The sequence below is a fragment of the Saccharothrix ecbatanensis genome, from assembly GCF_014205015.1.
Lineage (GTDB): Bacteria > Actinomycetota > Actinomycetes > Mycobacteriales > Pseudonocardiaceae > Actinosynnema > Actinosynnema ecbatanense.
In genome coordinates, this window is record NZ_JACHMO010000001.1 from 8,592,947 (window position 1) to 8,618,853 (window position 25,907).

The window sequence follows — 25,907 nt, forward strand, 5'->3', positions numbered from 1 at the left end:
ACCTGCTCTGGGGGAAGAAACCATGCCGCACCACGAGGTTCCGCCGCTCGACTCGCTACCCACCACCCGACCCGCGGGCTGTCCGTTCGACCCGCCCAGCGAGCTGGCCCGGATCCGTGCGGAGAGCCCGCTCACCAGGATGGTCTACCCGGACGGGCACGTCGGTTGGCTGGCCACCGGTCACGCCGTGTCCCGCGCGGTACTGGCCGACAGCCGGTTCACCTCCCGGTACGAGCTGATGCACTACCCGCTCCCGGGCGTCACCGAGCTGCCCCCGGCGCCGGTCGGCGACCTGACCGGGATCGACGCGCCCGAGCACACCCGCTACCGGAAGCTGTTGACCGGCAGGTTCACCGTCCGCCGGATGCGGGTGCTCACGGAACGCCTTGAGCAGATCACCGCCGAGCACCTCGACGCCATGGAAAGCCATGGCCCGTCGGTGGACCTGGTGCAGGCGTACGCCCACCCGGTCCCGGCGATGATGATCTGTGAACTGCTCGGCGTCCCGTACGCGGACCGCGAGACGTTCACCCGCCACGCGAGGGCGCTGACCGACCCGGACAACACTCCGGAGGAGATGTACGCGGCTTGGGGCGCGCTGGAGGAGTACGTGCGCGGGCTGGTGTCGGCCAAGCGCGCGAACCCGACCGACGACGTGCTCAGCGAACTGACCGCCACCGACCTGGACGACACGGAGATCGCGGGCCTCGGCTCGTTCCTGCTCGGCGCCGGGCTCGACACCACCGCCAACATGATCGCGCTGGGCGCCTTCGCCCTGTTGAGCCACCCGGACCAGCTCGCGGCCCTGCGCGCCGACCCGGACGGCATCGACCAGGCGGTGGAGGAACTGCTGCGCTACCTGACCATCACGCACACCGGCGCGCGGGCGGCGCTGGAGGACGTAGAGCTGGACGGCCACCTGATCAAGGCGGGCGAGACGGTCACCATCTCGGCGCAGGCCGCCAACCGCGACCCGGCGAAGTTCGCCGATCCGGACACGCTCGACCTGCGCCGGCAGGCCACCGGGCATCTCGGCTTCGGGCACGGCGTCCACCAGTGCCTCGGGCAGCAGTTGGCCCGGGTCGAGATGCGGGTCGCGTTCCCCGCGCTGTTCGCCCGCTTCCCGTCGCTGCGACTGGCCGTGCCGGACGAGGACGTCCCGCTGCGCCACGACGCGAGCATCTACGGCGTCCACCGACTTCCGGTCACCTGGGATCACCAGCACTGAGGCTCTGGCCCACCACCACCGAAGGAAATCCGATGACTCAAACGGTTCCCGTCCCGCAGGGCCTCCCCATGGACCGCGATGCCGGTCCCTTCGACCCACCCAGCGACATCACCCGGCTGCGTGAGGCACGCCCCGTCAGTCCCATGGTCTTCCCCGACGGTCACGAGGGCTGGCTCGTCACCGGGTACGACGCGGTCCGCAAGGTCATGGCCGACACCCGGTTCAGCTCACGCCAGGACATCGGCATCATCCACGTGCCGTACCCGACGCCCGGCATGCCCGAGCAGACCGAGCCGTCCCCGCAGATGCCGGGCCTGTTCATCTCCATGGACCCGCCGGACCACACCAGGTTGCGGCGCATGCTCACCGGCGCGTTCACCGTCAAGCGGATGAAGCAGCTGGAAGAGGGCATCGTCGAGATCGTCCAGCGGCAACTGGACGAGATGGCCCGCCTGACGCCGCCGATCGACCTGGTCAAGGAGTTCGCGCTGCCGGTGCCCTCGCTGGTGATCTGCGAACTGCTCGGTGTGCCTTATGCGGACCGCGAGACCTTCCAGTCGAACTCCTCCAAGTTCATGGAGAAGGACGTGAAGCTGGAGGACAAGATGGCCGCGTTCGGCGCGATGGTCGGGTACCTGGGCGAACTGGTCACGCGCAAGCGCGCCGAACCGGACGAGGACATGCTGTCCGACCTGGCCCGCAACGACGACCTCACCGTCGAGGAGTTGACCGGGATCGCCTTCCTGCTGCTGCTCGCGGGCCACGAGACCACCGCCAACATGCTGTCCCTCGGCACCTTCGCGCTGCTGGAGAACCCGTCGCAGGCGGCCGAGCTGCGGGCCGACCCGGACCTGATGCCGGGCGCGGTCGAGGAACTCATGCGCTACCTGTCCGTCGCCGACATCTTCTTCCGCTACGCCACGGAGGACATCGAACTCGGCGGTGAGACGATCCCCGAGGGGTCGACCGTCGTCGTCTCGCTGCTGGCCGCCAACCGCGATCCCCAGCGCTTCGAGAACCCCGACACCCTCGACGTCCACCGCACGGCTCGCGGTCACCTGGCGTTCGGGCACGGCATCCACCAGTGCCTCGGCCAGCAGTTGGCCCGCATCGAGATGCGCGCCGGTTTCGAAGGGCTGCTGCGCCGCTTCCCGACCCTGAAGCTCGCCATTCCCGCCGACGAGGTGAAGCTCCGGACCGACATGAACATCTACGGCGTCCACGAGCTGCCGGTGACCTGGACGGAAGCCGCCGGGTGACACCGTCGCCCGTCGAACCTGCTGACACGGGTTCGACGGGCGATGTCGTGCCTCAGTTGCCGCGGCCCCGGTCGTCCAGGACGAGAGGGGCGCGGCCCTTGACGCTGTAGCGGATGTGCGTGACGTCGGGGGTGTGCACGACCCTGGTCGGGGTCAGCTCGATGCCCTCCTTGACGCCGAGACCGAGGTCGGCGTCGAGCAGTCGCATCCCGGTGCCGAGCACGACCGGCACGACGTGCAGCTCCAGTTCGTCCAGCAGGCCGGCCGCCAGGATCTGCCGCACGAGCGTGCCGCCACCCGCGACCGCGACGTTCTTGCCGCCGGCCGCCGCCTTGGCCTGCTCCACCGCGCTCGTGATGCCGTCCGTGACGTAGGTGAAGCTGGTCCCGCCCTTGCGCTCCAGGGTCTGGCGCGGGCGGTGGGTCACTACGAAGACGGGGGCGCGGAACGGTGGCTCCTCGCCCCACGGCACCTCGCCGCCGTCGGCCATGCGACGTCCCATGACGTATGCGCCGGCGGCCTCGAACGTCTCCTGAATGATGTCGGAGTTGACGTCCCGCTCGCCGCCGGCGAAGCCCTGCCGTTCCCGCCACGCCATCGCGTTGATCACCCAGCGGGTGACGCGGTAGAACGCGGCGGCCTCCGCGGACTCCAGCCAGCCGTCGCCGCCCTCGTGGCGCGGTCCGGCGTAGAAGCCGTCGAGGGACACCGACATCTGCGCGGTCACCTTGGTCATCGTGTTCCTTCCTCCCGGCGGCCCCCGACGGGCTCGCTCGGGAGGGGATCGGAGCCGCCGGCCCGATTTCTACGTCGCCGGCGACTTCTTTTCGGCGGGTTGGTCGACGTCATCCGGTGGACGCGCAGCGCGCCGCGCGTAGCAGCAGGAACCGCTGCTCGGGGACGTTGCCGGCCAGCCGTGCGGCCTGGCGGAACGCCTCGCTCGCCTCCTTGAGGTCACCCGCCTGTTCGAGCAGGTGGGCGCGGACCGCGAACAGTCGGTGGTTGCCCGCCAGCACCCCCTGCTCCAGTTCCGCGACCGCCTCCAGGGCTGCTCGGGGGCCGTGCACCTCGCCTACGGCCACGGCCCGGTTCAGCGCGGCGACGGGGCTGGGCGCGAGGCGTTCCAGCACGTCGTACAGCGCGAGGATCTGCGGCCAGTCGGTGTCCTCGGCGGTGATCGCCTCGCAGTGCACGGCCGCGATCGCCGCCTGCACCTGGTACGGGCCGACGGCGTGGTCCGCAAGGCTGCGGGTCACCAGGTCGGCGCCCTCGGCGATCGCGGCCCGGTCCCACTTGGACCGGTCCTGTTCGGCCAGCGGGACCAGGATGCCGTCGGGTCCGGTGCGGGTCGCGGCGCGTGCCTCGGTCAGCAGCATCAGGGCGAGCAGGCCGGCGGTTTCACCGGCGTCGGGCAGCCGGCGGTGCAGCTCCTGCGTCAACCGCATCGCCTGTTCGGTGAGGTCCGGACGGCGCAGCGTGGGCCCGGCGCTGGCGCTGTAACCCTCGTTGAACAGCAGGTACAGCACGTGCAGGACGGTTCCGAGCGCTTTGTGATCGGGCGGCGGTTCGAACCGGGCGCCCACCTCGCGCAGCCGCTGCTTGGCGCGGGAGATCCGCTGGCCCATCGTCTTGTCGGGCACGAGGAACGCCGTGGCGATCTCGGTCGTGGTCAGCCCGGCGACGGCCCGCAGGGTGAGCGCCATCTGCGCGGACGGCGTCAGGGCGGGGTGGCAGCAGAGGAACAGGAGTTCCAGCAGGTCGTCCCGGACCGGCTCCGCGTCCGGCGGTGGGGCCAGCAGCTGGTCACGCGGCACGGCGTCGAACAGGGCCTGCTCGCGGCGCTCGCGTGCGGCGTCGGAACGCACTTGGTCGACGTAGCGGCGTGCGGCGACCGTGGTCAGCCAGCCCAGGGGGTGTTCCGGCACGCCGTCGCGCGACCACGTGGCGGCGGCGTCGATCAGCGCCTCCTGCACGGCGTCCTCGCACCGTGAGAAGTCGCGGTACCGGCGGACGAGGATGCCGAGGACCTGCGGTGTCAGCGTGCGCAGGAGGTGTTCGACCGGACCGCCGAAGGTCGCCGGACCGCTTGATGTCAAAGGTCGCCGCCGCCACGTTCCATCAGCGGCCACACCTCCAGGCCGCCGCCCAGACCCCGGCTGTAGCGCAATGCCGGGTACGACTCCGCGATCTCCACCGCGCGCTGTTCGCTGTCGACGTCGACCACGAAGTAGGAGCCGACGTGTTCCTTCGCCTCCAGGTAGGGGCCGTCGGTCACCACCGGCGCCTCCCCGACCACGCGCACCGACCGCGGCCGGTCCACCAGGCCTTGGGAGTCGACGAGCTCACCGGACTCCCGCAGGGCGGCGTTGAACCCGTCCACCTCGGCGACCAGCTTCGCGAACCCGTCCGCGTCGACGCTGTTCCACACCTCTTCGTTGCCGTAGATCAGCATCAGGTACTTCACGGCTGCCTCCTGTCCGTCCGGTTCGGATAGTCGATTCTGCCTGAGGCGCCATGTGCGTCGCCGGGGACGACGGCAAGTCCGTTCGTGTTGACGGCGCGATTGGCAACAGGAAACGCCGGCGCCACCCCCGCGCGCGGTGCGAAGGTGTGCCATGACCCATGAGGCGTTCGGCAGCGCGTTGCGCAGAAGGCGCATGGCGAAACGACTGTCACTCCAGGACCTGGCCACCGCGCTGCACTACAGCAAGGGCCAGCTCAGCAAGGTCGAGAACAACCTGAGCAGGCCGAGCTCGCAGTTGGTGCGGCTGGCCGACCGCGTGCTGGAGGCGGACGGGGCGCTGATCGCGCTGGCCGCGGCGCGCGAGGTGGCTCGGCCCGTGCGGAACAGCGCGGGGCAGGCGTCGATCGGCATCGCGGTGCGCCGCGCCGACGCCGAGGCCGCCGCCGAGAACGGGGACACGGAACTGGTGCTGCGACAGCAGTTCGACCTCCTCCGCGGCATGGGCAGGCACTCGCCGCCGGGCCTGGTGATCCACGGCGCCTCGGGTGTCCTGGAGCTGGTGAACAGCCTGCGCTCAGCGGCGCGCGAACCGGCCGCCCGGGCGCGACTCGACGTGTTGGCCGCCCGGTACGGCGAATACCTCGGCTGGATGGCGCAGGAGGCGGGCCACCCCGACCTCGCGTCGCAGTGGACCCGGTGGTCCGTGTCCGTCACCGACGACGACAGCCTGGCCGCCTACGCGTTGGTGCGCGAGGCGGAACTGGCCATGTACAACGGGGACGGCCGTCGGACGATCTCCCTGTCTCGGGCGGCGCGGCGGCACCCCGGCGCGGACGCGCGCATCCGCGGCCTCGCGTCGCACCGGATGGCGCAGGGCTACGCGATCAGCGGCGACTACGGCCGGTGCCGCACGGCGCTGGACGAGGCCGAGGAGTGGTTGGCGCGCCCGCACGCGTCCGGCCCGGCGAACCCCGTGCTCGGGTCCTCGACCGTGGCCGACCTCGGGCGCGCGGTCGCCGGCTGGTGCCTCTACGACCTCGGCCGGCCCCGGGCCGCGGCGGAGTCGCTGGAGTCGGCGCTGGCCCGCACACCCGATTCGGCGCGGCGGGCCCGTGCGCTCTACGGGGCCAGGCTCGCCCTGGCCCACGAGGCGGCGGGCGAACTGACCCGCATGTGCGAGGTCGCCGAGCAGGCGGTGGCCGACGCGGTGACGATCGACTCGGCGAGCGTCCGCGGCGAGCTGCGCACCTTGGCCCGGCGGGTGCTCCGCAGGAGGGGGCACCGCCCGGCACGCCGGTTGCACGTCGAACTCACCACGTCGCTGTCCCAGGGCGAACTGCTCGTCGAGTTTCCTGTTTCCACCCCACCACGGGACTGAGAAACACCAAAAAGGGTGATCACGAACGGAACAAGGGTGTTTGAATTGCCCGGTGGAACGGGAAGAGCACCGCCGGTGGCAGTTGGTCGAGCGGCGGACGGCGCACGTGACGCCGTGGTTCGAAGTGCTGGAGGACGACGTCGTCCGACCGGACGGCCTGGCGGACGTCTACCACCACGTAGTCGCACCGGAGTCGGTGACCGTGCTCGCGATCGACGAGCACGGTCAGGCCGCGGTCACCCGCCAATGGATCTACACCCACCAAGAGCGGCAGTGGCGGCTCCCCGCCGGCGCCGTCGACAAGACCGATGCCGACCCGGCCGCCGCGGCGGCGCGGGAACTCGCCGAGGAGACAGGCGTCCGCGCGGCGCGGTGGGAGCGGCTGGTCTCCGTCAACGGGGCCGACAGCTTCACCAACCACGTGGACCACGTCTTCCTGGCGACCGACCTGGTGCTCGGCGCGGCGCGGCAGGAGGGCGCGGAGGCGGATCTGGTCGTGCACTGGCTCCCCGTCGACAAGGTGCTGGCGCTGGTCGCCGAGGGCGAGATCCGGCACGCCGGCAGCGTGGGTGGGCTGCTGGCGTACGGCATGCGCCGAGACCACCCCACCGAACGGTAGTGGTGAGCCGACAGAGCGCGATGTGACAACTTCGCGCCCTGTGGCTACCCGTTCCTGTCCTGTCATGCCACTCGGAGCGGCCCGATAATCGGGGTATGCCGGTCACCGTCAAGGGCGGCTGACGTGGACCGCCGGGGAATCGCCAGACCCAGGCGGTCGCGGAGGCGGGACGCGACTTGATCAGTGGTTCGCTACCGGTGTTCGGCACGGACGAAGACCAGCGGGCCCAGGGTCTGCTGCCACTCGGTCAGTTCGTCCACCATCTGGCTGTCGGTGCGGCGCTTGATCGCCCGGTCCAGGGCGATCACGGCCGCGGCCACCGCCGCCGTGATCACCAGTGCGACCGCGTCGAAGGCGTACAGGGCGAACGGGGGCGAGGTGTGCAGGAGCGTCCCGGTCGCGATCAGGGCCGCGATACCGGCGGTCCACACCGGGAAGACGATCGGCACCGTGGAATGGCCGGAGGTCAGCCACGCGCGCCAGGGGAGGTCCCGTCTCGCGGCCAGGGCCACCTTCGTCTCGGCCAGGTCCAGGTAGACCTGCGTCACCTGTTGTTGGTGGAGGCGGGAACGGTACGGGGCCTGGTTCCTGGTCAGTACTTCGTGCAGTCGCACCGCGGCCCGGCGGATGTGGCCCGGTTCCGGGGACGGCGCCGGTGGCCATTCCTCGTCGCGCTGGATCTCCTCGTGCACCAGTCGGTGGATGTAAAAGGCCGCCAAAACGGCGACGAACGGCGTGAAGTAGAGAGCCCAAGGGCCCGCATCGATGGTGTACTGGATCGTGAAGATCGCCAACGCCGTGCACATGAGCGCCGGCACCACCCAATACTTGCGCATGTACTCGCGGTACAGCATGGTGCCGGTCCGGCGCTCCAATCGCGCGGTGGGGGGCAACAACCACAATTGCACGAGGAAGATCGCCGACGTCGCGATCATGAAGAACAGGGACAGGATCCCCGCCGCCAGGTAGGACGACCAGTCGCCGAGCACCGCGGCCAAGAGCGGCGGCAGTAGCACCGGCACGGCGGCCAGGGGAGTGGCCCGGAGCCACGTCCGCCGTCGTTTCACGGGCGGGCGTGGTCTCACCGGGCGGCTGGGCGGCAACCAACTCTCCAGCCGCGCGAGCAGCGCGTCCACGTCCTCGGACAGGTGCGCGGTGCGGAGGCGGGCGGCCTGGCGCATGGCCAGTTCGCCGATGTCGTCGGGTATCTCGGCACGTCCCGGCGGCGGGGTGTCCGCCAGGAGCAGGGGAACGACCTCCTTGCCGTCGGCCAGCGCGGTCCCGATCTCCCAGCGGACCCAGTCGGGCGGCTCGCGGTCGAACGTGTCGACCCACCCCGGGTGGATGACGGCCACCAGCACGTCGGCCGCCTTGAGCCTGGCCCGCAGTTCGTCCGGATAGCGGATGCCCGACTGCATGTGGTGGTCCACGAACACTTGATCGGGGCCGAAGTGCGCCGCCAGCCGGTCCGCGAGCGCGGCCACCGAAAACGAGTGGGTACCGTGCCGGTAGTTGATGAAGATGCCGCTCAAAGAAATCACTCCGTGAATGGCGACCGGAGGTGTCGCGATCGCCGCACACCTCTTGTTCCTTTTCTTCCCACTACTTGTCCGACGACTCCTCTTGCATTTATCTTCGTGCTGTGGACAACGTCGAAGCGACCCTGGCGGGAATCAACACCGAACTCGCCGGGCTGCACGCGCAGAGCAAGTTCCTCAACGAGGTGATCGACCGCCTGCACGCGGAGAACGAGCGGTTGCGCAACGCCGAGTCGAACCGCGCCCTGCAACCGGCGCTGCGCGAACTGGTCAAGCTCGCCGACGACTGGCGCAGCCGCCGCGGCGCGTTGACCGGCGCGGAGGACGCCGCCCGGCTGTGCGACGAGATCGTCGAGGACGTCACGCTCGTGCTGGAGCGCCAAGGGGTCGACGAGTTCCAGGCCGAGGTCGGCGCCGAGTTCGACCGCCGCGAGCAGCGGTCGGTCGGGACGCGACCGGTCGAGGAGCCCGACCTCGACGGCCGGATCGCCGAGGTGCGCCGTCCCGGGTACCGGGTCGACACCAAGGTCGTCCGGTTCGCCGAGGTCGTGGTCTTCAAGGTCACACCACCGCCGGCGCCGTGACCCAGCTCGCCACCAGCCACAACGCGAGCAGCACGGTGACGGCCACGGCGATCGCCAGCAGCGCCATCGAGACCTTGCGGCCGTTGGCGACCGCGGTCGGCACCTCCTCGCTCACACCTGCTCCTTCCGGTTGAGCAGCCACAGCAGCGGCGCGGCCGGGTCGTCGTTGACGACGGCGGCGTGCTCGGTCACCTCGACGGCGTCCTGGTAGCTGACCGCGAAGCAGGACACCGAGCCGAAGCGGTTGTCCAGCGAGGACAGCAGGTCCCGCTGTCCCACGGCGGCCAGCCACGCGCGGATCGCCTGGTCACGCTCGTCGCGGGTCGACCGGTCGAGCCCGGCGTACGGGTGGGTCGTGCCTGAGGGGTGGAGCAGCCCGTCGCACTTGGTCAGCACCAGCGCGAGCGGGACGTCGATCCGGTTGCCCCGGCGGGAGAAGCCCCGCTCCGCCAACGCCTCGACGAACCTCTCCAACACCTCCTTGGGCGCGGTGTTCGACGCGCTCACGCTGCCCAGCACCGCGCGGTCGGTGTCCGAGCGCACCTGGCGCAACGAGAACGGGTCCACGATGAGCACGACGCCCTTGGTGAACGCCAGGAACTGCGCGTCGGCCAGGTGGTCGACGCTCTCCACGTGCTCGCCCGCGGGGTCGTAGAGATAGAGCAGCCGACGCGCCCGGCTGCCGCTGCGACCGACGAACACGTTGTACGCGCGGGGTTTGACGGTCGCGGTCTTGAGCGCGCGGCTGGGGTCGAGGTGGACGCCCAGCTCGATGTTGCGCTCGAAGGACTCCTTTGCCCGCGGGTCGGCGAACTCGAAGCCGTCGTCGCGCAGCATCAGCCGTGACACCGCGCTGTGCATGAACACCGACTTGCCCGCTTTCGGGCCCGCGATCACCGTGATGTGCACGGTCGGCGCAGAGAGCCCCTTCGCGGGCAACTCGTGCCGGCAGGAGCCGCACTGCGCGCTCAGCTTGTTCTTGCCCAGCGCCAGCAGGGTCGGCAGCGTGTTGTGGCAGCGGCACGTCCGGCGCAGCACGCCCGCCGTGCCCGGCACCAGCTTCCGGTGGGCCGCACCGCACTCCGGCGCGGGGCACCGGTAGATCGGCCGCGTCACCCGCTCGTGGCAGGAGGGGCACTCCAGCGTGATGCCGCGCAGGAACAGCAGCCCGAACTCGGCCAGGCGCGCGCCTCCCGCCGTGAGGAGGGCGACGGCCACAAGGACCACCAGCAGCGCCAGGAAGACCAGCGACGTGAACGCCACGAAGGCCGAGGCGCCCACCGCGCCGCCGACGAGCCCCGCGGACGCCGCGACGGCGATCGGCACCGCCACCGCCACGTGCGCCGTCGAGTTCTCCCGCCACCGCCACACCCGGTCCACCAACGACGCCTGCGCCATCAGCACCGGGTCGTCCGACTTGCCCTTGACGACCTTGGACCACATCTGCTCGAAGGTCTTGACGAGCACCTTCCGGTAGTCCAGCAGCACCGGACCGGCGTAGTAGCTGCGGTACGCCGGGTCGGGCCCCTCCTCGGACGACTCCGGCGGCCCGATCCTCAGGTGCCCGATCCCGCCGTGCGGCGCGAAGCCCGCGAACGCGGCGGTGACGTACTCGACCAGGCCGATGAAGAGCGCCACGCCCACGCCGGCGAGGAAGACCGCGCCGAGCACGTACGGCGCCGCCGCCAAGGCCAGGCAGGCCAGCACCAGGAAGACGATCCCGGGCATGTCACCCCTTCCCTCGCCGGAACAGGGACAGCAGCCCGCGACGCTCGTGCCGCTTCCGCCACTCCTGCCACCACTTCGACCAGTTCGGCTTGGGCGCGGCCACGCCGAGCACATCCGCCATCGGCTGGAGCGACGAGCCGATCCCGTCCAGGTGCTTGGCCCGGCGCTTGCGCAGGGCGTCGGCGAGGACGTCGTCGACGAGCGCGTCCCTGGTCTTGGGGTCCGCCAGCCCGCGCCACGCGACGACCACCCCGGCCACCTTGTGCGGCTTCGCGGCGGCGAGGCTCCCGCGCGCCGCCTCCTTGTAGGCGGGCAGGAACACCGGCCCGTGCTCCGCCAGCGCCAGGTCGAGCAGGTCGCGGTGCAGCTTGTGGTCCGCGCGCAGCATGAACGACGCGACGGAGGCCAGCAGCCTGCCGCCCACCTCGTTCCGCAGGGACGCCGCCGTCGCGATGCTCGTCAGCACGGCCGCCTCGCTGCCGGGCCTGGGCGTGGCATCGTGGAAGTACGCGGCGCTCTCGGCCGCTTTCAGCCCGTCCCGGTCGCTGGGCCGCAGGCGGGCCGAGAGCGGGGACCGCAGCAGCGCCTCCAGGAGCCTGCTCTCGTCGCGGCTCAACTTCGCCCGGCCCGCGTGGTCGAGCGACTGCGCCACGATCCGCGTGCCCAGCCCGCTGTCGACCAGGACCTCCTCGGGGACGTGCCGCAGCAGCCGGATCGCGTCCTCCGTGGACGGGTCCGCCGGCCACAGGACGGGGCCGAGTTGCCGCCAGTCCGCCTGGCGCGCGTCGACCATGACTTTCACCTTGTCGAGCGCGCCGTGCCGGGCCAGCACCAGGTCGGTGAGCAGCTTGATCCGGTCGGCGCCCCGGCCCGCGAGCAGCCGGGCCGCGTCCGGGGGCAGCGCCGCGGCCAGCCGGGCCGTCTCCCGAGCGTCGACGAGCCTGCGCTCCAGCACCCGGACCAGGGCGTCGACCAGATCCCGCTGCTCGGCCACCCGCTCCACCAGCGCGGGGTCCGCCGTTTCGGTGAGCGAGGGCAGCACGACGTTCTCGGCGACGTCGTCCAGGTCCGCCGGCGTCAACTGCGGCAGCCACAGCCGTTCCCGGTCGCGCAGCGCCGCGATGAAGTAGGCGCCGAACAGCTTCGACGGCACGGGCTCACCCGTGTGCCGCGCCGTGCGCAGGACTTCCGACCACCCGGCCACGTCCACCGGCCCGCCGCTGTCCTGCACCTCGTCCGCTATCCGCTCCCATGCGTGGGCCGGCAGGCACCGCCGCATCCGGTCCACGGCCAGTCGCACGGCGGCGAGCAGCAGCGCCTGGTCCGCCGGAGCCTGGACCGGCAGGTCGAACGCCATCTCCAGCAGCACCGCGAACGCGTCGAGTTCCGCCGCGGTGAGGTCCGGGTCCGCCCGCGCGGCGAGGGCCAGCGCGTCCGCCACCGCGTCGCGGTCCCACAACTGCGCGAGCGCCGAGGCGTACCGCGTGCTGTCGGCGTCGCGCGGCTGGTCGGTGGTCAGGTCGATCGCGGTGAAGTCGCCGTAGGTGGGCAGCCGCACGTCCGGTGTCGTGCAGCTCACCAGCGCGGTCGACTCCTCGGGCCGAGCCGTGTAGGTGGTGAACGAGACGCGCAGCCCCAACGGACGCGGCAGCGACCGGCAGGTGGCGGCGAGCCACAGCGCGGCGGACCGGTCGTCCGGCACCACCAGCACGACCCGGCCCCGACCGGACACCAGCGCCCGCTGCGTCGCGCCGAGCACTCGTTCCAGCGCCGCTGTCGCGCCACGGCGGCCCAGGAACCGGCGCGTGCCGTCCGGGTCCGTCTCGTCGCCGGGTGCGAGCGAGGTCAGCTCGGGCAGCGCGGTGCCGGCGACCCTGGTGTGCGTCCAAGCCGGGCTGCGCCACAGGTCGATCGGCAGCACGTCGCCGAGTTCGCGCCGCACGTCGTCGAAGAGCAGGGCGTGGGCGAAGTAGTTGCCCATCCGGCCGGTGAAGTCGGCGCCCGCGTACCGGCTCTGGAACAGCGCCGCCCCGTCGCCGGACGCCACGTAGCCGAACGCGATGGGGAAACCGCTGAGGTCGCGGTCGTCCAGGCGTCCCACCAGGCCGGGGCCGACCTCGTACGCGCTGGCGCGCACCGCGAGTTCGGTGAGCGGGCGCGGTGCGCCGGGGGTCATCGCGCTGACCTGGAAGCCCTGGATGCCCTCCAGGCCGTCCTCGCAGGAGGTGTAGTGCAGTTGGCGGACCGCCATCACTTCCCCTTCGTCTTGATCGCCCCGAATCGGGCCAGCAACCACAACATCGGGTCCTCCAAGCGGTAGGGGTGCACGCCGGTGGGCGACAAGCGGGTGCCGCTGACCGGCGCCGCGCCGAGCGCGGACATCCCGAAGTACCGGTAGGTCCGGAACGTGTTGGCCACCGTGCGGTCGAAGGCGGGGTCGTAGTAGCGGTCGAGCCAGCCGCGGACCTCCTCGTGGACATCACGGCCGTCGTGCTCGTCGTAGACGCCGTCGTGCCGGGACGGTTGGCGCAGCGGCGATTCCGCGCCGAACATGTCGCGCAGCAGGTCGACCTTGGTGAGCGCGATGGCGAGCGGCGTGCGCAGCCGCGTGCCCGCCGCGCCACGGCTGCGCTCGCGCAGGAGTTCGCCGAGCCGGTTGACCACGTGGAGCTGTTCGGTGAAGCCGGTCTTCGAGGTGGCGCCGACCAGGTTGCGGACCTCGGGCATCTGGAGCGGGTCGAGCAGCAGGATGATCCCCTCGGCGGCGTCCAGGTAGCTGACGAGCTGGTCCATCGCCTGCGCGCGGGCGACGTCCTCGCCCGCGGTGTCGTAGAAGACCGTGACCACGGGTGCGATCCGCGTGGGGCCGATCCGCCGCTGCTGTTGGAAGCGGAGGCTGAACATCAGCGGCTCCGGGGTGGAGCGCAGCGCCGACGGCGTCTGCTGCACCGGACGGCCGTCCTCGAAGAGCGGCTTGGCGAAGTCGCGCGTGTAGCGCACCCGGGACGCCTCGCCCAGCAGGTCGAGCGACATGCCGGTGAACCGCGCGCTGACCTCGCCGCGCTGGAACTCGTGCACGAGCACGCCGACCCACGTGCTCTTGCCGGAGTCCGACGACCCGATCACCGCGATGTTGCGACCGCCGCTGTCGACGTACTCGCGCAGCAGGTCGCGCCCGCAGTCGGGACAGACCCGGCGTCCCTGCGGCTGGTTGCCGTGCGGGCAGCGGCCCTTCTTCAGGTCGCGCTCGCGGAACCGGGTGGCCTGGCCCGCGCAGCGCTCGCCGCAGCTCATCTGGAGATCGGCGCGGCGGTGCGTGGTCCAGCAGTACGGGCACTTCGTGGTCGCCATCAGGCTCCTCGCACGATGAGGTGGTCCGATCGCACCGGGACGAGCACGACGCGATCGTCGAGGGAGAACGCCCGCAGGTGCACGGGCCGGCGCAGGTGGCGCGGGACCGCGAAGTCCCGGCCGGCCGCGGCGCCGTCCCCGTCCACGCGGAGCAGCACCTCGCCGTCGTCGCGGTCCATCGGCCGGATGCCGGACTTGCCCACCAGGACGACGCTCGACGGCTGCTCGTCGCCCTCCACGGTGAGCACCCACCGGCGGCGGGGGAAGACCCCGGCGCGGTGCACCGAGTAGCGCGCGGTGCGCCTGGTCGACTCCCGGCGCAGGACGAGCGGGCCGAAGCTCGGCACGCCGTCGACGGTCTGCGCGGTGCACACGCCGAACCAGTGGTCGCCCTCGGACACCGGGACGGCGACGCCGCGGCTGTCGTAGCCGACCTTGGTGACGTCCAGGAACGAAGCCAGGGGATCGGTCGGGCCGGCGGGTTCGGCCGACTTGCGCCAGACCACGCGCGCCGCCGTCGCACCCCGCGGCCACTCCCAGGTGACCCGCACCGTCGTGCCCAGCCGGTCCAGCCGCAGGGTGGACACCGCGGCGTGCCGCGCGTCCACCACGAACGGCGTGCCGATCGCGGCGAGTTCGCCGAGCACCGTGACGGGGACGAGGGTCTGCCGCTTGCCGGGCGTGGACAGCCGCCCCCGCAGCACTCCCCGCCCGGTGAGCGTCCCGGCGGGCACCGGGGCGCCGTGCCGGCGTGCCTGGTGCGCGGACACCACGCCGGGCTCGGGCGGATCGTCGCCGGGCCGGAGCTCCAGCAGCTCGACGTCGCCCCGAGCCGGCGGGGTCCACCGCGCGACCAGGTCGTCCCGGTCGAACTCGGCGACCAGGTCGGTGACCCCGACGGGCACCTCCTGGCAGCTCGCGGTCGCCACCACGCCGAGGCTGAGCGGGGCCGACCCGTCGGGCAGGCGGTAGCGCGCTCGGACCCGGTAGTCGTAGGTCTCGCCGGGGCGGACGTCGTGGTCGACGAACGAGGACGAGTGCGCCTCGCCGACCGCCACGCCGGACCGGGTGACCAGCGCGCCGACCGCGCCCTCCGGCAGCCGCCACCGGCCCGACACCGCGTCGGAACCGCCGCGCAGCACCAGGTCGAGCACTTCACCGAGGACGGTGACCGGTCCGGTGCGCGCCGCCCGCGCCGAGGGGTTGCCGTCCCGGAGCGCGTGCACGGCGTACACCAGCGCCGTCCCGTTCGGCGGGTCCGGGTCGACCAGCTCCCCGGCCGCGATGTCCTCGCCCAGCACGGTGTCGCCACGGCTGACCCGGTAGGTGACGCGGCCGGCGGTCGCGCTGCTCGGTTCCCACGTGACGACGACCCGGCCGTCGCGCACCTCGGCCCGCGCGGTCGGCGGCGCGGCCGGGCGGCATCGCTCCAGCGCGGTGTCGATCCCGTCGTCGGCCAGCACCGCGCGGACCCGGTGGTAGCCCGCCACGGCCGCCTCGACGTCGGTCCGCTCCAGCTCGCGGCAGCGGGCGACTTCCGCGTCGAGCTCGGCCAACTGCCGCTCCAGCGCGGTCCGCCGCCGCGACCACTCGTCCGGCAGTGAGGGCTGCTGCTGGAGGACGGTCAGCGCGGTCCGCAGCCGCAGGTCGCGCACCGCCTGCTGGTAGTGCTCCTGCCAGCTCGGCTCCGCCGGAACGGTGGTGAACCGGCGGTCGCACCACACCGCGTAGGCCACCGCGGCCGGGTCCGCGTCGATCCCCACGGCGCGCAGTCGGTCCGCCACCGCCCGCGCGGCCTCGACCGCTTCGGCGTACCCGTAGGCCGCCCGGTCGAGCAGGTGGCTCACCACCTCGTGGCGCAGCACCCCGACCAGGTCGTCCAGCCACCCGTGCACCAGCCGCAGGAGGGTGGTCTCCGCGTTGCTGTCGGACGACCGCGACACCCGCAGCTTCTCGCGCCGCGCCGCGAGGTGCCGTTCGGTGGTGCGCAGGCCGCCGAGCCCGGCCAGGTAGTTCCACAGCGACTCGTGCCCGAGCTGCGCCAGGTGGCCCCGTGCTTCGGCCCACTGGCCGGGTTCGAGGTGCCGCGGCAGCTCCACCGGCTCCCGCTCGTCGGCGCCGTGCTCGCGCAGGGCGGCCACGATCGCGCTGCGCGGCACCTTCAACGCGCGGGCCTGCGCGTTCACCTCGGCGAGCGGCAGACCGGGTGCGCCGTGCAGCCGCGACTCGATGGTGGCGGCCAGCTTGCGCCGCCGCTCCTCGACCCACGCGCGGTGCGCCTCGCGCCGGTCGCGGTCCAGCAGCGTCTCGGACGCCGCCTCGTGCTGCCCGCGCAGGATGTCGACGGCCCGGCGGAAACCGCGGTACTGCTGCTGGGTGAACTGCCGGCCGACCTCCGCCAGCGCGGTCTCGATCGTGCCCCGGTCGGTCACTTCGTGGGGCAGCAGGTAGACGCGGAACAGGTCCTCGTCCGGGCTCAAGCCGTCCTGCACCGGCTTGAGCACCTCGGCCACGAACCGGTTCGCGTCGAACCGCCAACCGGTCACCGCTGGAGGGCGGGCAGCGGCGCCCGCTTGACCTCTTCCGGCACCAAGCCGCTGATCTTGGCTTCGAGCGTGATCTCCTCGCCGTTGCCCGCGACCGCGGTGACGTGCAGGATGCCGTCCGCCCCGAGGTTGCACGACACCTCCAGCGGCTGCCCGGCAGGCCCCGGCGGCAGGTTCTTCAGCGTGCCCTCGACCAGCTTCAGGTTGTCCTCCAGCTCGATGCTCAACACGTCCGTGGTGGACTCGTAGACCGAGATGTCCACCTCCTGCTGCCGGTCCTCCACGGTGCGGAAGGTGTCGTGCGGACGTGCCGGGATCTCGTCGTTCGGCTTGATCAACCACGCCACGACGAGGTCGCTGTCGCGCTTGCGGCCGTCCCGGACCACCGCGATGCCGTAGCCCTTGGACGTCACGTTGACGATCTTGGGCAAAGCCGTGCCGCCGGGCAGGCCCCGGGCCGCCGCCGCGGGGTCGCCGCTGGTCTCCGCGATGCTGTTGACCGCGAACAGGGCCGCGCCCTTGGCCACGATCTGGTCGGGGTCGGCGAGCTGCGGCGTCGGCAGGTCGGGGAACTCGCGGGCCAGCCCTTCCTTCACCGCGGGCGAGTGCGACATGCCGCCGACGAGCAGGAACTCGTCGATCCGGTCCACGCCCTTCTCGTGGGCGTGCCGGAGCACGTCCTTGGTGAAGTCCAGGGTCTTGCCGATGAGGTCGGCGGTCGCCTCCTCGTACTCCGCGCGGGTGATCTCGATCTTGGCCCGCAGGCCGTCGGCGATCACCGTGCTGCTGTAGCCGTCCCGCCGGCTGAGCGCCTTCTTGGCCTCCTCCGCCAGCAGCTCGATCGAGCCCGCCGCGTCCAGGTCCGTGCGCGGGTCGGAGCCGGGGTGCTGCTCGGAGAACTTGGCGCACACCAGTTCCACGATCCGCGCGTCCCACTCGGCGCCGCCGAGGTGGTGGTCGCCGCCGGTGGCCACCACCCGGATCTCGTCCGCCGACACCTTGATGATCGTGACGTCGAACGTGCCGCCGCCCAGGTCGTAGACGAGCACGGAGCGCTCGCCGCCGGACGAGATGAGCCCGTACGCGATGGCCGCCGCGGTCGGCTCGTTGATGATGTTGACGACTTCGAGGCCGGCCATCTCGCCCGCGTCCCGGGTGGCCTGGCGCTCGGCCGCGCCGAAGTACGCGGGCACGGTGATCACGACGTCGGCCAGCGGGCCGTCCGCCGGGACCTCCAGGCCGAGCACGGCGAGCGCGTCCTCGACCACCTGGCGCAGGATGATCGCGGAGACCTGCTGCGGGTAGAGCTGCCTGCCGTCGACGTCGGTGGTGTAGCCCTCCTCGCCCATGTGCCGCTTGATGAGCGAGACGACCCGGCTCTGCTCGTTCTTCAACTCGTTCTTGGCGAACTTGCCGACCGTGACGTTGCCGCTGTGCTCGAAGAACACCACGGAAGGCGTGGTGAGGTCGCCCTCCTGGTTGGGCAGCACCGACACCCGTTGGTTCTCGTCCAGCGAGGCGACGCAGGAGTACGTGGTGCCCAGGTCGATGCCGAGCACAGGACGACGGGTCATGGATTGTTGTCCTTCTTGGTGGGTGGTGTGCGGTCGAGGAAGTCGAGGGACATCGACCGGTGCGCGGGCGGGCTCCCGCTGTCGCTGTCGCCGTCGCCGTCGCCGTGGGTGGTCGCGGTGTCCGGTCCGCCGGTGCCTTGCCCGGAAATGTCCTTGCCGGTGGTGTCGTGGCCGGTGGCCCCGATACCGGTCGCGCTGTCGCGGAGCTTCCGGGTGAGGTCCCGGTGGTCGATCGGCTGTCGCGCCTCGACCCGTTGCCGCGCGGGCCGCCCCTTCACGCCCACCGGGCCGCGTTCGCGGTACCGCAGGAAGGCGATCAGCGCGATCGCCAACGCCGCGGCGAGAGCGGCGGCCAGCACCGGTGTCCACGGGAACGCCCCGGCCTCGGGCTGCGGCAACGCCGTGATCGGGACGCCGCAGGCACTCGCCACGATGTCGTACAGCCTGCGCAACAGGCTCGACTGCTCGCCCGTGAAGTAGTCCTGCTCCGCCCGGGGGCCGGTGACGGCCGCGAGGTTGGCGTCGCCGCCGGGCGGCAGGTCGATGCCCACCGCGACGATCCGCGTGCCCGCGGCCTTGAGCCGGTCCGCCGTCCCGGCCGCCACCGCGAGCGGGTCCTCGGGACCTTCCTGGGGCGGGTCGCCGTACGCGGTCGGCATGCCGTCGGTGATCAGCACGGCCACGTCGACGCCGTGCGACCCGGCCGCCGCCAGCGCCGCGTCCCAGTTCGTCGCGCCGCCGGTGCTGTCACCGGTGTCGAGTCGGTCGACGTCGTCCTTGAGCCCGCGCCTGAGGTCGGCGTCGGAAACGTCCACATCGGACTGGACGATGCGCGCCGTGGTGCCGAACCCGATCACCGTGACCTTGGACGGCTTGTCGCGCAGGGCGTCGATCACATTCCTCGTGGCCTCGCGCACTTCGCCGAAGCGGCTGCCCATGGAGTCCGACTGGTCGACCAGCAGGCCGAGTTCCATCGGGCACCGCGCGGGCCACGGCGGGTTCACGACGTCCTGCGCGGCCACCGTCGGAGGGGTGAGGAACGCCGCGGCGGCGAGCACCGCGAAAACGCGGCCGAACACTCTGGTTCCCCACTTCAACGGACGTTCTCTTCCTGTGCGGAGCGGTGCGCCAGGCAATCGCGTGGTCGAGGAGCGAGTCGAGGAGTGATCGGTAATGGTTACCACAGCGCAGGGTCGGTTGTTCAACACCTTGTCGCATAAGTGCTTTGGTCAATCCGCAATTCTGCGGTGCGCGGAAGGACCCTCGTATTTCTTCGGTGGTGCGGGGACGCTCGACTCGGATATCAGCGCGCGCAGTCGGGCCGTCTTCTCCGACGTCGTCTCGATGACCGCTCGCCCGCGCCGGCGGTGGAGCCGGTAGACCGACTCCAGCGCGCCGAGTTGGAACGCGACGGCGAGCACCACGCCGGCCGCGCACCAGAGCGGCGCCGACCAGTGCGACAAGCCGCTCGACCAGTAGACGGGCAAGGCCGACACGGAGGCGCCCACGGTGGCCCCGGCCAGCAGCGTGTGCAGGGAGGTGAGCCAGGGCGCCGTGGCGCGGAACCAGGTGATTCGACGCCTGGCCGACAGCTCCCGCAACCCGGCCACCGCCTCTTCGACCCGGTCGAGGGCGAAGTTGCCCTGATCGCGCTGCGTCCGGTTGAGCGGGGGCGTGAAGTGGGAGATGTGCTCGGCCGCCGTGTTGATCGCACGTCGCACGGTCGTCGGGTCGGCCTCCACCCCGGGCTGGGGCCAGTCGAGCCCGGAGCGGAGCTTGCGCAGCCCCGGCACGCCGCCGCCGATGATCAGGAGGACCACGACCGCCACCAGGAGCATCCGTCCGTTGGCGCTGAGCTCCGGAATGGTGAGCAGGACGAACAACCCGACCGAGCAGGCCATCAGCGCGAGGATGACGTCGAGCTTGAGGTCGCGCGGCAACGCGGTGTACTCGCGGTCGAGTCGGTCCAGGTACCGGTAGCCCCAGCTGTTCGCGGCAGCCACCAACGAGATCACGAACAGCACCAGGACTCCGGCCACGGCCGCCGCGGTGAGCCAAGCCGGCTGGTCGACAGTCGACGCGAACACCGTGGACGCCGCGAACGGGATCAGCGCGCCCACCAACCACGTGATCGCCGGCAGGACCGGGTGGCGGGGCCGGGGCAGCGGGGGCGTCGCCTTCTCGGGCAGCGATACAGGGGACAGGTAGGCCTCGACCTCCTGGATGAGCAGGCGCACGTCGCGTTCCCAGTGCCCGAAGTCGATGCGGCGCAACTGCTTGAGCGCGAACGGCCTGATGTCCTCGGGCAGCGCGTCGAGGCTCGGCAGGCCCGCCTTGTCGATCAGCACCGGGAGGACGTGCTTGCCGTCGTCCAACGCGGTGCGGATCTCGTCGCGCACCCAGTCGACCCCGGACCGGCCCATCCGGTCTTCGAGGTCGCGCAGCCACCCCCGGTGCAGCACGACGATGAGCAGCTCGGCATCGCGGAGCTTCACGCGCAGCGCGTCCGGGTAGTGCTCGCCCGCCCGGATGCCGGTGTCCAGGAAGACCTGGTTCGCGCCGAAGTGGCGGCGGAGCCGCTCGGTGATCGCCTCGACCACCTGGACGTGGGGCAGCCGGTCGAACCCGCCGTCCTGCGACCCGTTCTGCCGGTAGTTCACGAAGATGGCCTCACCCGGCACGGCAAGCCCCCTTCAGCCCACTCGACGACCCGCCCGGTGCGGACACACCCCCCAGGTGTCCCACACCGCATTGTGGCGGGGGACCGAGGTGCCACGACAGGTCAGGAACCTGACACCGCTTGCCACCCCTGTGCGGGGGTGAATGGCGCGACCGCGGCGGAGCGACCGCGCCATTCACCGTCAGCGGTCAGGCGGACAGCAGCATCAACAGGTGGACGAACAGGTGCGGCTCCATGGTCGTTCTCCTTCTCTGACGGCGGCGACCGGTGGGGAAACGTGAAACCCCGGATCAGCCCGCGATCACCACTGCCGGTCTTCGAGGGCGGAGGTGATGTCCCGTAGGACGTGCAGGTAGTCGGAGTCCTCGAAGATGGAGAGGGACTGGATCGCGCGGTCCAGGTGTTCGGCTGCCAGTGCCTTTCCCTGCTTGATGACCGGCTCGGAGCCCAGGAGCGCCACCAGGTCCGCCTGCTCCGTCGACGTGACCGCGCCGGACGAGAAGTAGCGCTGGAGGAGTTCACGTTCGCCGTCCGTGCCCTGCTCGTTCGCGATCACGACCGGCAGGGAGGCGCGGCAGGAGCGGACGTCGCTGAGCGGGTCCTTGCCGGCGGTGTCGAGGGTTCCCACGTAGGCCAGGACGTCGTCCTGCATCTGGAACGCCATCCCCAGGTTCTCGCCGAACGTGCGCAGTTGCGCGCGTTGCACGGGAGTGGCGCCGGCCAGCACCGCGCCCAGTTCGGTGCACAGCCTGATGTACGACGCGGACTTCAGGTAGATGACGCGGCGGTAGGTCTTCCACGTCAGGTCCGCCGTCCTGGTGGCTTCCGATTCGCAGGCCTGGCCCAGGCACAGCTCGTGGCCGACCTCGGCGATCGCCTTCACGGCTTCCACGGTCGCGTACGGGTCCGAGTGGGAATCCGTGACGGCGCGGAACAGCGCGAAGAACAACGCGTCACCGGCCAGGATCGCGGTGTCGGTGCCGTAGCGGTGCCAGACGGACGCACGGCCGCGGCGGATTTCGTCGCGGTCGATGATGTCGTCGTGGATGAGGCTCGCGGTGTGGCCGACTTCGAGGCCGACGGCCACGTTCAGGACTTCGCGGGGATCGCGTCCGCAGAGGGCGACGGACGCCGCGAAAAGGGTGGGGCGAACGAGCTTCCCGGCCGGGAAGCAGGCGTAGCGCATCGTCTCGACCAGCAGATCTCCCCCTTCCGAGGGAAGCGCCTGCAAGAACGAGTCCAGCGCATCGGTTACATTCGCAGCCAGCTCTAAGTATGCTGTGTTGGCGATGGTCTTCATCATGCCTCCTCCTGGCCTTGACCAAATCTCAACGGTGACCTCGCGGTCATCTCTAATTCCCCACGCCGCGTAGTGGCCGTAGTTCGACGTGCACGCGGCCCGCGACCGAGCCAAGAGGCGCGTAGCTGTGACGAAAATGCATTTTTCCCACCGGCGCGATGCGCGCTTGGGAGAGCAGGGTCCGATAGACCATCTTCACCTGGTGTCCGGCCAGTAGTCCGCCCACGCAGACATGTGCGCCCACACCGAAAGGCGAGAAGATTCCGGGCCTCGAACGGTGCTCGGACCGATCCGGCGAGAACCGGTCCGGATCGAACACCGCCGGTTGCGTCCACGCCTCCGGGTGACGTGCCGGCGGTCCGAGCAATGCGAAGACCAACGTTCCGGCGGGAATCTCGTGACCGCCCAGTTCCGTGTCCACGAGGTTGCGCCGCATCACGTGCGAACTCACCGGGAAGAGCCGCATGGTCTCGTTCCAGACGCGTTCGGTCTTCTCCATGCGAGCCAGGACCTGGACGCTCGGCTCACCCGACGAAGCGTCCAACGCCTCCTCCCGCAACTGCTCCTGCCAGTCGGGGTGGTGCGAAAGGACGTGCGCCATGCTGCTCATCGACAGCGTGTTCGTGTCGAAGGCGGCGAGCATGGTCGAGATGAACGTCCGCGCGAGCGTTTCGTCGTCGGTCCACTCGATCTCGCCCCTGGCCCGGCAGAACCGGCTGAAGAGGTCCGTGCCCTCGGGGTTCGGATTCTCGGCGATGCGCTTCGTCAGCGAACGCAACAGGCCGCGGTACGACTTGAGCATCCGGGATCGGACCGCGCCGAGCGGAATACCCACGGCGGGCGTGAAGCTGGCCAGCCAGAGGCCGCGGATCGTGCGGTCCAACTGCTCGGCCTCACGCGGATCCTCCACACCCATGAAGATGAGCGCGGAAATGCGCACCAAGAGCTTTCGGATGGCGGCCTTGGCCTCGATCCGGCCACGCCCGACCCAGCCCGCGACCTCTTCCTCCACCAGCTTCTGGCAACTCCGCGCATACGATTCCAGCGCGTCGGGGGCGAACGCCGGGGACAACAGGCGCCGCACGTCGCGGTGCGGTACTTCGTCGAGGGTGAGAATCCCGTCCCAGCCCTCGATGGAGTCGTCCATGCCGGAGAGGTAATAGCCCCAGGCAACTCCGGACGACCAGCACTTGTCCCGGTTCCGGCCGACGCGGGAAACCAGGTCCGGGTCCGCGACGCACACGATCGGATCGACGCCGAACATGTGCCGGTATACCGGCCCGAATCGCTCGACCTGCTCCCGGAGGTGGTCGTCGCCGCGACGGACCCAACCGGCCACGTTGCGGTATCCCGCGAACGCCCCGGATTCACCGGGCAGGTGGTCGAGTCGGTTGGCCAGCGGTATTCGGCCGATGCGTCGGATCGGCGCGCCGACATCCGGCAGGGCCGCACTGACCAGGTCGCTCTTCATCGGTACCTTCCTTGCCGGCCGAGGCGGTGGGCGCTCGCCGACCGTGAAATGTGGACTTGGCTCAGCTCACGCGGCGCGGGCGAAGGTGAAGACACGGTTCTTGGCCAGGAAGGAGAGCGCCGGGAGCGAGGTGATGGCGGTCAAGGCGAACAGCGCGAGCAACGCCGCGGTGCCGGCCGCCTGCGGCATGTCCCGGAAGCCGTACGACACCACCAGACCAAGGGCGGTGAGCACGAAGTTCCGGTAGACGAAGAAGCTCTTCATCTTCCGCATGAAGTACTCGGCGTCGCGCCACCTGGACATGAACATCGCGGTCTCGACCAGGTTCAGGAGCACGCCGGGGAGCACGAAGGCGAACGCGAGGTCGTCGACGACCAGCCAGGCGGCGAGCGCCGCGATGATCAGCGAGGTCACGAAGGGGACGCGGGACGCGTAGGTCTTGCCGAACCGGACGACGAGCGTCCGCTTGTTCCCGGCCTTGTCCTCGTCGTAGTCCAGCATCTCCTGGATGTGCAGGCTGCCGAACCAGATCGTGCCGAGGATCAGCGATTCGACCAGCACGGTCTCGCTGACGAAGCCGAGCAGGTTCCAGTTGGTCGCGTCGGCGGTCGCGGGTGATGCGCCCAGCCTCAGCGCGAGGTACGCGGAGCACACCAGGATCGGGCCGAACGAGATGAAGTTCGAGAACTCGCCGAGTCCGATGTAGGACAGCTTCAGCTTCGAGTTGTACCCGAACATGAAGAACATGCCGGCCGCCACGCACAACAGGAACCGCCACCCGACGAAGTGGATGATCCCGCCCAGGACGACCACGTAGACGGCCAGCAACGTGTAGAAGAAGCGCCACACCTGCGGCACGGTCAGCAACCGGCCGGTCAGCACACCGCTGCCGCCGGAGAACAGCGTGGGTGGCTGCGCGACCTCCGAATAGACGTTCTGCCGGTAATTGGAGTAGTCCTTCAACTCATCCCACACCTCCATCACGGCGTGTTGGATGAACGCGGCGCCAACGACGAGTGACGCCAGGCCGACGTGGGAGTAACCCTCGGACCAGGCCTGGAGAATGCCGACCATCACCGCGAGCGTGCTGGCGATCGTCCAGTGCGGGCGGACCAACCTGAAGTACGCCATCGGATGCTTAAAGCCCGCCATCGAACGACACCCTTCCGGACTGGTTCTTCTGCGCGACGATGAAGATCTCGGTCGGCTCTTCGGACACCTCGATGACGGACGCGTCCTCGGCCCCGAGCAACTGGGTGATCTCGTCGGCGATCTGCTTGGGGCGCTCGGCGTCGATCGTCCCCGTTTCGTAGGAGAACATTCCCTGGACGGCCCGGGGCTCGCCGCGTTCGCCCATGTGGATGTACCCGTTGGAAACGGAGTAGATGAGAATTCCGCCCTCCTTGACGAGGGCCACCGACTTCCGCACGCACGACTGGAGGTCGATCGACGTGCTGTTGAGCGTCCGCAAGGAGAAGAAGAGGTCGTACTCGGCGGATTCGGCTTTCCAGTCCTCGAACGAGCCGACGAAGCTGCGGACGTTCCGGTACCCGCTGAGCTGCTGGGCGACCTGCCGGATCGCCTCGGAGCTGATGTCCAGCAGGTCGATGTTCAGGTTCCGGTTCTCGAAGAGCTGGCGCACCTCGCGCCCGTCGTTGACGCCGACGCCGAGCACGGTCGCCTCCGGTGCGAGCGAGGTCGCGAACGGCGCGATCTTCTTGTACCAGGTGTCCTGGTAGAGCGCGCGGAGGTCGTTGACCTGGTCCCATTGGCCGTACTTCTGGTTGTACGCGTACTGCAAAGAGAGGAACGCGTCCTCGACGAACTGGTCGAAATCGACGTCGATGCGGTGGCTGCGCCACACCTCGTGGAGTCGGAGCGCCGAGGCGGCCTTGTCGGCGGTCACCTGCACACCGGTGTCATAGCGTCGGGAAAAATGCGTCTGGAACAGCAATTCAATGCTGTCTTCACGATGTTCGAGTGAAGCTAAATCGTGGTCGTGCGCGTTGGCGTCTTCGTCTTGCTCCACCGGTGTAGCTCCTTGGGGGGTATCGAGTCTCACGTGGCAGCATAGGTACCCGCCTGTGTGACCGGCGTGCGAACGCGAACATTCTTTACCTGACGCCGAACGGATATCCGAAGTGATGTCGCAGGCGGGGTGAAAATATTTCGCCGACCAACATCGAC

Annotated in this window: 21 protein-coding genes; 5 read left to right on the forward strand and 16 right to left on the reverse strand. The window is 70.6% G+C overall.

Annotation, left to right across the window (positions count from 1 at the left end; translation table 11 throughout):
- Nucleotides 1-22 precede the first annotated feature (22 nt).
- Together F4560_RS38170 and F4560_RS38175 are read left to right on the forward strand one after the other, a co-directional pair.
- On the forward strand, nucleotides 23-1,228 hold the full coding sequence (locus F4560_RS38170; RefSeq protein ID WP_184927914.1) for a cytochrome P450: 1,206 nt from the start codon (nucleotides 23-25) through the stop codon (nucleotides 1,226-1,228).
- Nucleotides 1,229-1,260: 32 nt separating this feature from the next.
- Entirely contained in the window at nucleotides 1,261-2,487 is a 1,227-nt protein-coding gene (locus F4560_RS38175) for a cytochrome P450 (protein ID WP_184927915.1), read from the forward strand.
- 52 nt (nucleotides 2,488-2,539) lie between these two features.
- Here F4560_RS38175 and F4560_RS38180 read toward each other — a convergent pair whose 3' ends face one another.
- From F4560_RS38180 to F4560_RS38190, 3 genes are all read right to left on the reverse strand, one after another.
- Complete coding sequence (locus F4560_RS38180) at nucleotides 2,540-3,223, reverse strand: dihydrofolate reductase family protein (protein WP_184927916.1); 684 nt, start codon at nucleotides 3,221-3,223, stop codon at nucleotides 2,540-2,542.
- Between the two features lie 109 nt (nucleotides 3,224-3,332).
- Nucleotides 3,333-4,583 carry an RNA polymerase sigma factor gene (locus F4560_RS38185; RefSeq protein ID WP_184927917.1) on the reverse strand — a complete coding sequence of 417 codons (1,251 nt, stop codon included), beginning with the start codon at nucleotides 4,581-4,583 and terminating at the stop codon, nucleotides 3,333-3,335.
- Nucleotides 4,580-4,951 (reverse strand): YciI family protein, encoded by a 372-nt coding sequence (locus F4560_RS38190; RefSeq protein WP_184927918.1) that lies wholly within the window; start codon nucleotides 4,949-4,951, stop codon nucleotides 4,580-4,582. The genes F4560_RS38185 and F4560_RS38190 overlap by 4 nt, the downstream gene beginning before the upstream one ends.
- A 151-nt stretch (nucleotides 4,952-5,102) precedes the next feature.
- Between F4560_RS38190 and F4560_RS38195 the strand changes: the two genes are divergently transcribed.
- Nucleotides 5,103-6,329: a helix-turn-helix domain-containing protein gene (locus F4560_RS38195; RefSeq protein WP_184927919.1), complete on the forward strand. Its 1,227-nt coding sequence runs from the start codon at nucleotides 5,103-5,105 to the stop codon at nucleotides 6,327-6,329.
- A gap of 52 nt (nucleotides 6,330-6,381) precedes the next feature.
- Nucleotides 6,382-6,948: an NUDIX domain-containing protein gene (locus F4560_RS38200; protein ID WP_184927920.1), complete on the forward strand. Its 567-nt coding sequence runs from the start codon at nucleotides 6,382-6,384 to the stop codon at nucleotides 6,946-6,948.
- Nucleotides 6,949-7,139: 191 nt separating this feature from the next.
- On the opposite strand, the gene F4560_RS38205 is transcribed toward F4560_RS38200, so the two are convergent.
- Nucleotides 7,140-8,480 carry a TIR domain-containing protein gene (locus tag F4560_RS38205; protein ID WP_184927921.1) on the reverse strand — a complete coding sequence of 447 codons (1,341 nt, stop codon included), beginning with the start codon at nucleotides 8,478-8,480 and terminating at the stop codon, nucleotides 7,140-7,142.
- 110 nt (nucleotides 8,481-8,590) lie between these two features.
- Between F4560_RS38205 and F4560_RS38210 the strand changes: the two genes are divergently transcribed.
- Nucleotides 8,591-9,070, forward strand: a complete 480-nt coding sequence (locus F4560_RS38210) for a nucleotide exchange factor GrpE (protein ID WP_184927922.1) — start codon at nucleotides 8,591-8,593, stop codon at nucleotides 9,068-9,070.
- Here the strand turns inward: F4560_RS38210 and F4560_RS38215 are convergent.
- The 12 genes from F4560_RS38215 to F4560_RS38270 form a co-directional block, all read right to left on the reverse strand.
- The gene (locus F4560_RS38215; RefSeq protein ID WP_184927923.1) at nucleotides 9,048-9,185 is read right to left on the reverse strand and encodes a hypothetical protein; all 138 of its coding nucleotides are present in this window, start codon (nucleotides 9,183-9,185) and stop codon (nucleotides 9,048-9,050) included. The genes F4560_RS38210 and F4560_RS38215 overlap by 23 nt on opposite strands.
- Complete coding sequence (locus tag F4560_RS38220; protein ID WP_184927924.1) at nucleotides 9,182-10,798, reverse strand: TRAFAC clade GTPase domain-containing protein; 1,617 nt, start codon at nucleotides 10,796-10,798, stop codon at nucleotides 9,182-9,184. Before F4560_RS38220 ends, F4560_RS38215 begins: the two co-directional genes overlap by 4 nt.
- Before the next feature lies 1 nt (nucleotide 10,799).
- Nucleotides 10,800-13,049 (reverse strand): GTPase-associated protein 1-related protein, encoded by a 2,250-nt coding sequence (locus F4560_RS38225; RefSeq protein WP_184927925.1) that lies wholly within the window; start codon nucleotides 13,047-13,049, stop codon nucleotides 10,800-10,802.
- Entirely contained in the window at nucleotides 13,049-14,149 is a 1,101-nt protein-coding gene (locus tag F4560_RS38230; protein WP_184927926.1) for a TRAFAC clade GTPase domain-containing protein, read from the reverse strand. Before F4560_RS38230 ends, F4560_RS38225 begins: the two co-directional genes overlap by 1 nt.
- Entirely contained in the window at nucleotides 14,149-16,695 is a 2,547-nt protein-coding gene (locus tag F4560_RS38235; RefSeq protein ID WP_184927927.1) for a hypothetical protein, read from the reverse strand. The genes F4560_RS38230 and F4560_RS38235 overlap by 1 nt, the downstream gene beginning before the upstream one ends.
- Entirely contained in the window at nucleotides 16,692-18,269 is a 1,578-nt protein-coding gene (locus F4560_RS38240; protein ID WP_184927928.1) for an Hsp70 family protein, read from the reverse strand. The genes F4560_RS38235 and F4560_RS38240 overlap by 4 nt, the downstream gene beginning before the upstream one ends.
- Nucleotides 18,266-19,348: a vWA domain-containing protein gene (locus F4560_RS38245; RefSeq protein WP_184927929.1), complete on the reverse strand. Its 1,083-nt coding sequence runs from the start codon at nucleotides 19,346-19,348 to the stop codon at nucleotides 18,266-18,268. Before F4560_RS38245 ends, F4560_RS38240 begins: the two co-directional genes overlap by 4 nt.
- 150 nt (nucleotides 19,349-19,498) lie before the next feature.
- Nucleotides 19,499-20,950 carry a TIR domain-containing protein gene (locus F4560_RS38250; protein ID WP_184927930.1) on the reverse strand — a complete coding sequence of 484 codons (1,452 nt, stop codon included), beginning with the start codon at nucleotides 20,948-20,950 and terminating at the stop codon, nucleotides 19,499-19,501.
- 300 nt (nucleotides 20,951-21,250) lie between these two features.
- On the reverse strand, nucleotides 21,251-22,252 hold the full coding sequence (locus F4560_RS38255) for a polyprenyl synthetase family protein (RefSeq protein ID WP_184927931.1): 1,002 nt from the start codon (nucleotides 22,250-22,252) through the stop codon (nucleotides 21,251-21,253).
- A 49-nt stretch (nucleotides 22,253-22,301) separates the two neighbouring features.
- Nucleotides 22,302-23,720 carry a cytochrome P450 gene (locus tag F4560_RS38260; RefSeq protein ID WP_184927932.1) on the reverse strand — a complete coding sequence of 473 codons (1,419 nt, stop codon included), beginning with the start codon at nucleotides 23,718-23,720 and terminating at the stop codon, nucleotides 22,302-22,304.
- Nucleotides 23,721-23,786: 66 nt separating this feature from the next.
- A complete protein-coding gene (locus tag F4560_RS38265) occupies nucleotides 23,787-24,872 on the reverse strand; it encodes a prenyltransferase (protein ID WP_184927933.1) in 1,086 nt (361 codons plus the stop codon).
- On the reverse strand, nucleotides 24,859-25,749 hold the full coding sequence (locus tag F4560_RS38270) for a methyltransferase domain-containing protein (RefSeq protein WP_184927934.1): 891 nt from the start codon (nucleotides 25,747-25,749) through the stop codon (nucleotides 24,859-24,861). The genes F4560_RS38265 and F4560_RS38270 overlap by 14 nt, the downstream gene beginning before the upstream one ends.
- Between the last annotated feature and the right edge of the window lie 158 nt (nucleotides 25,750-25,907).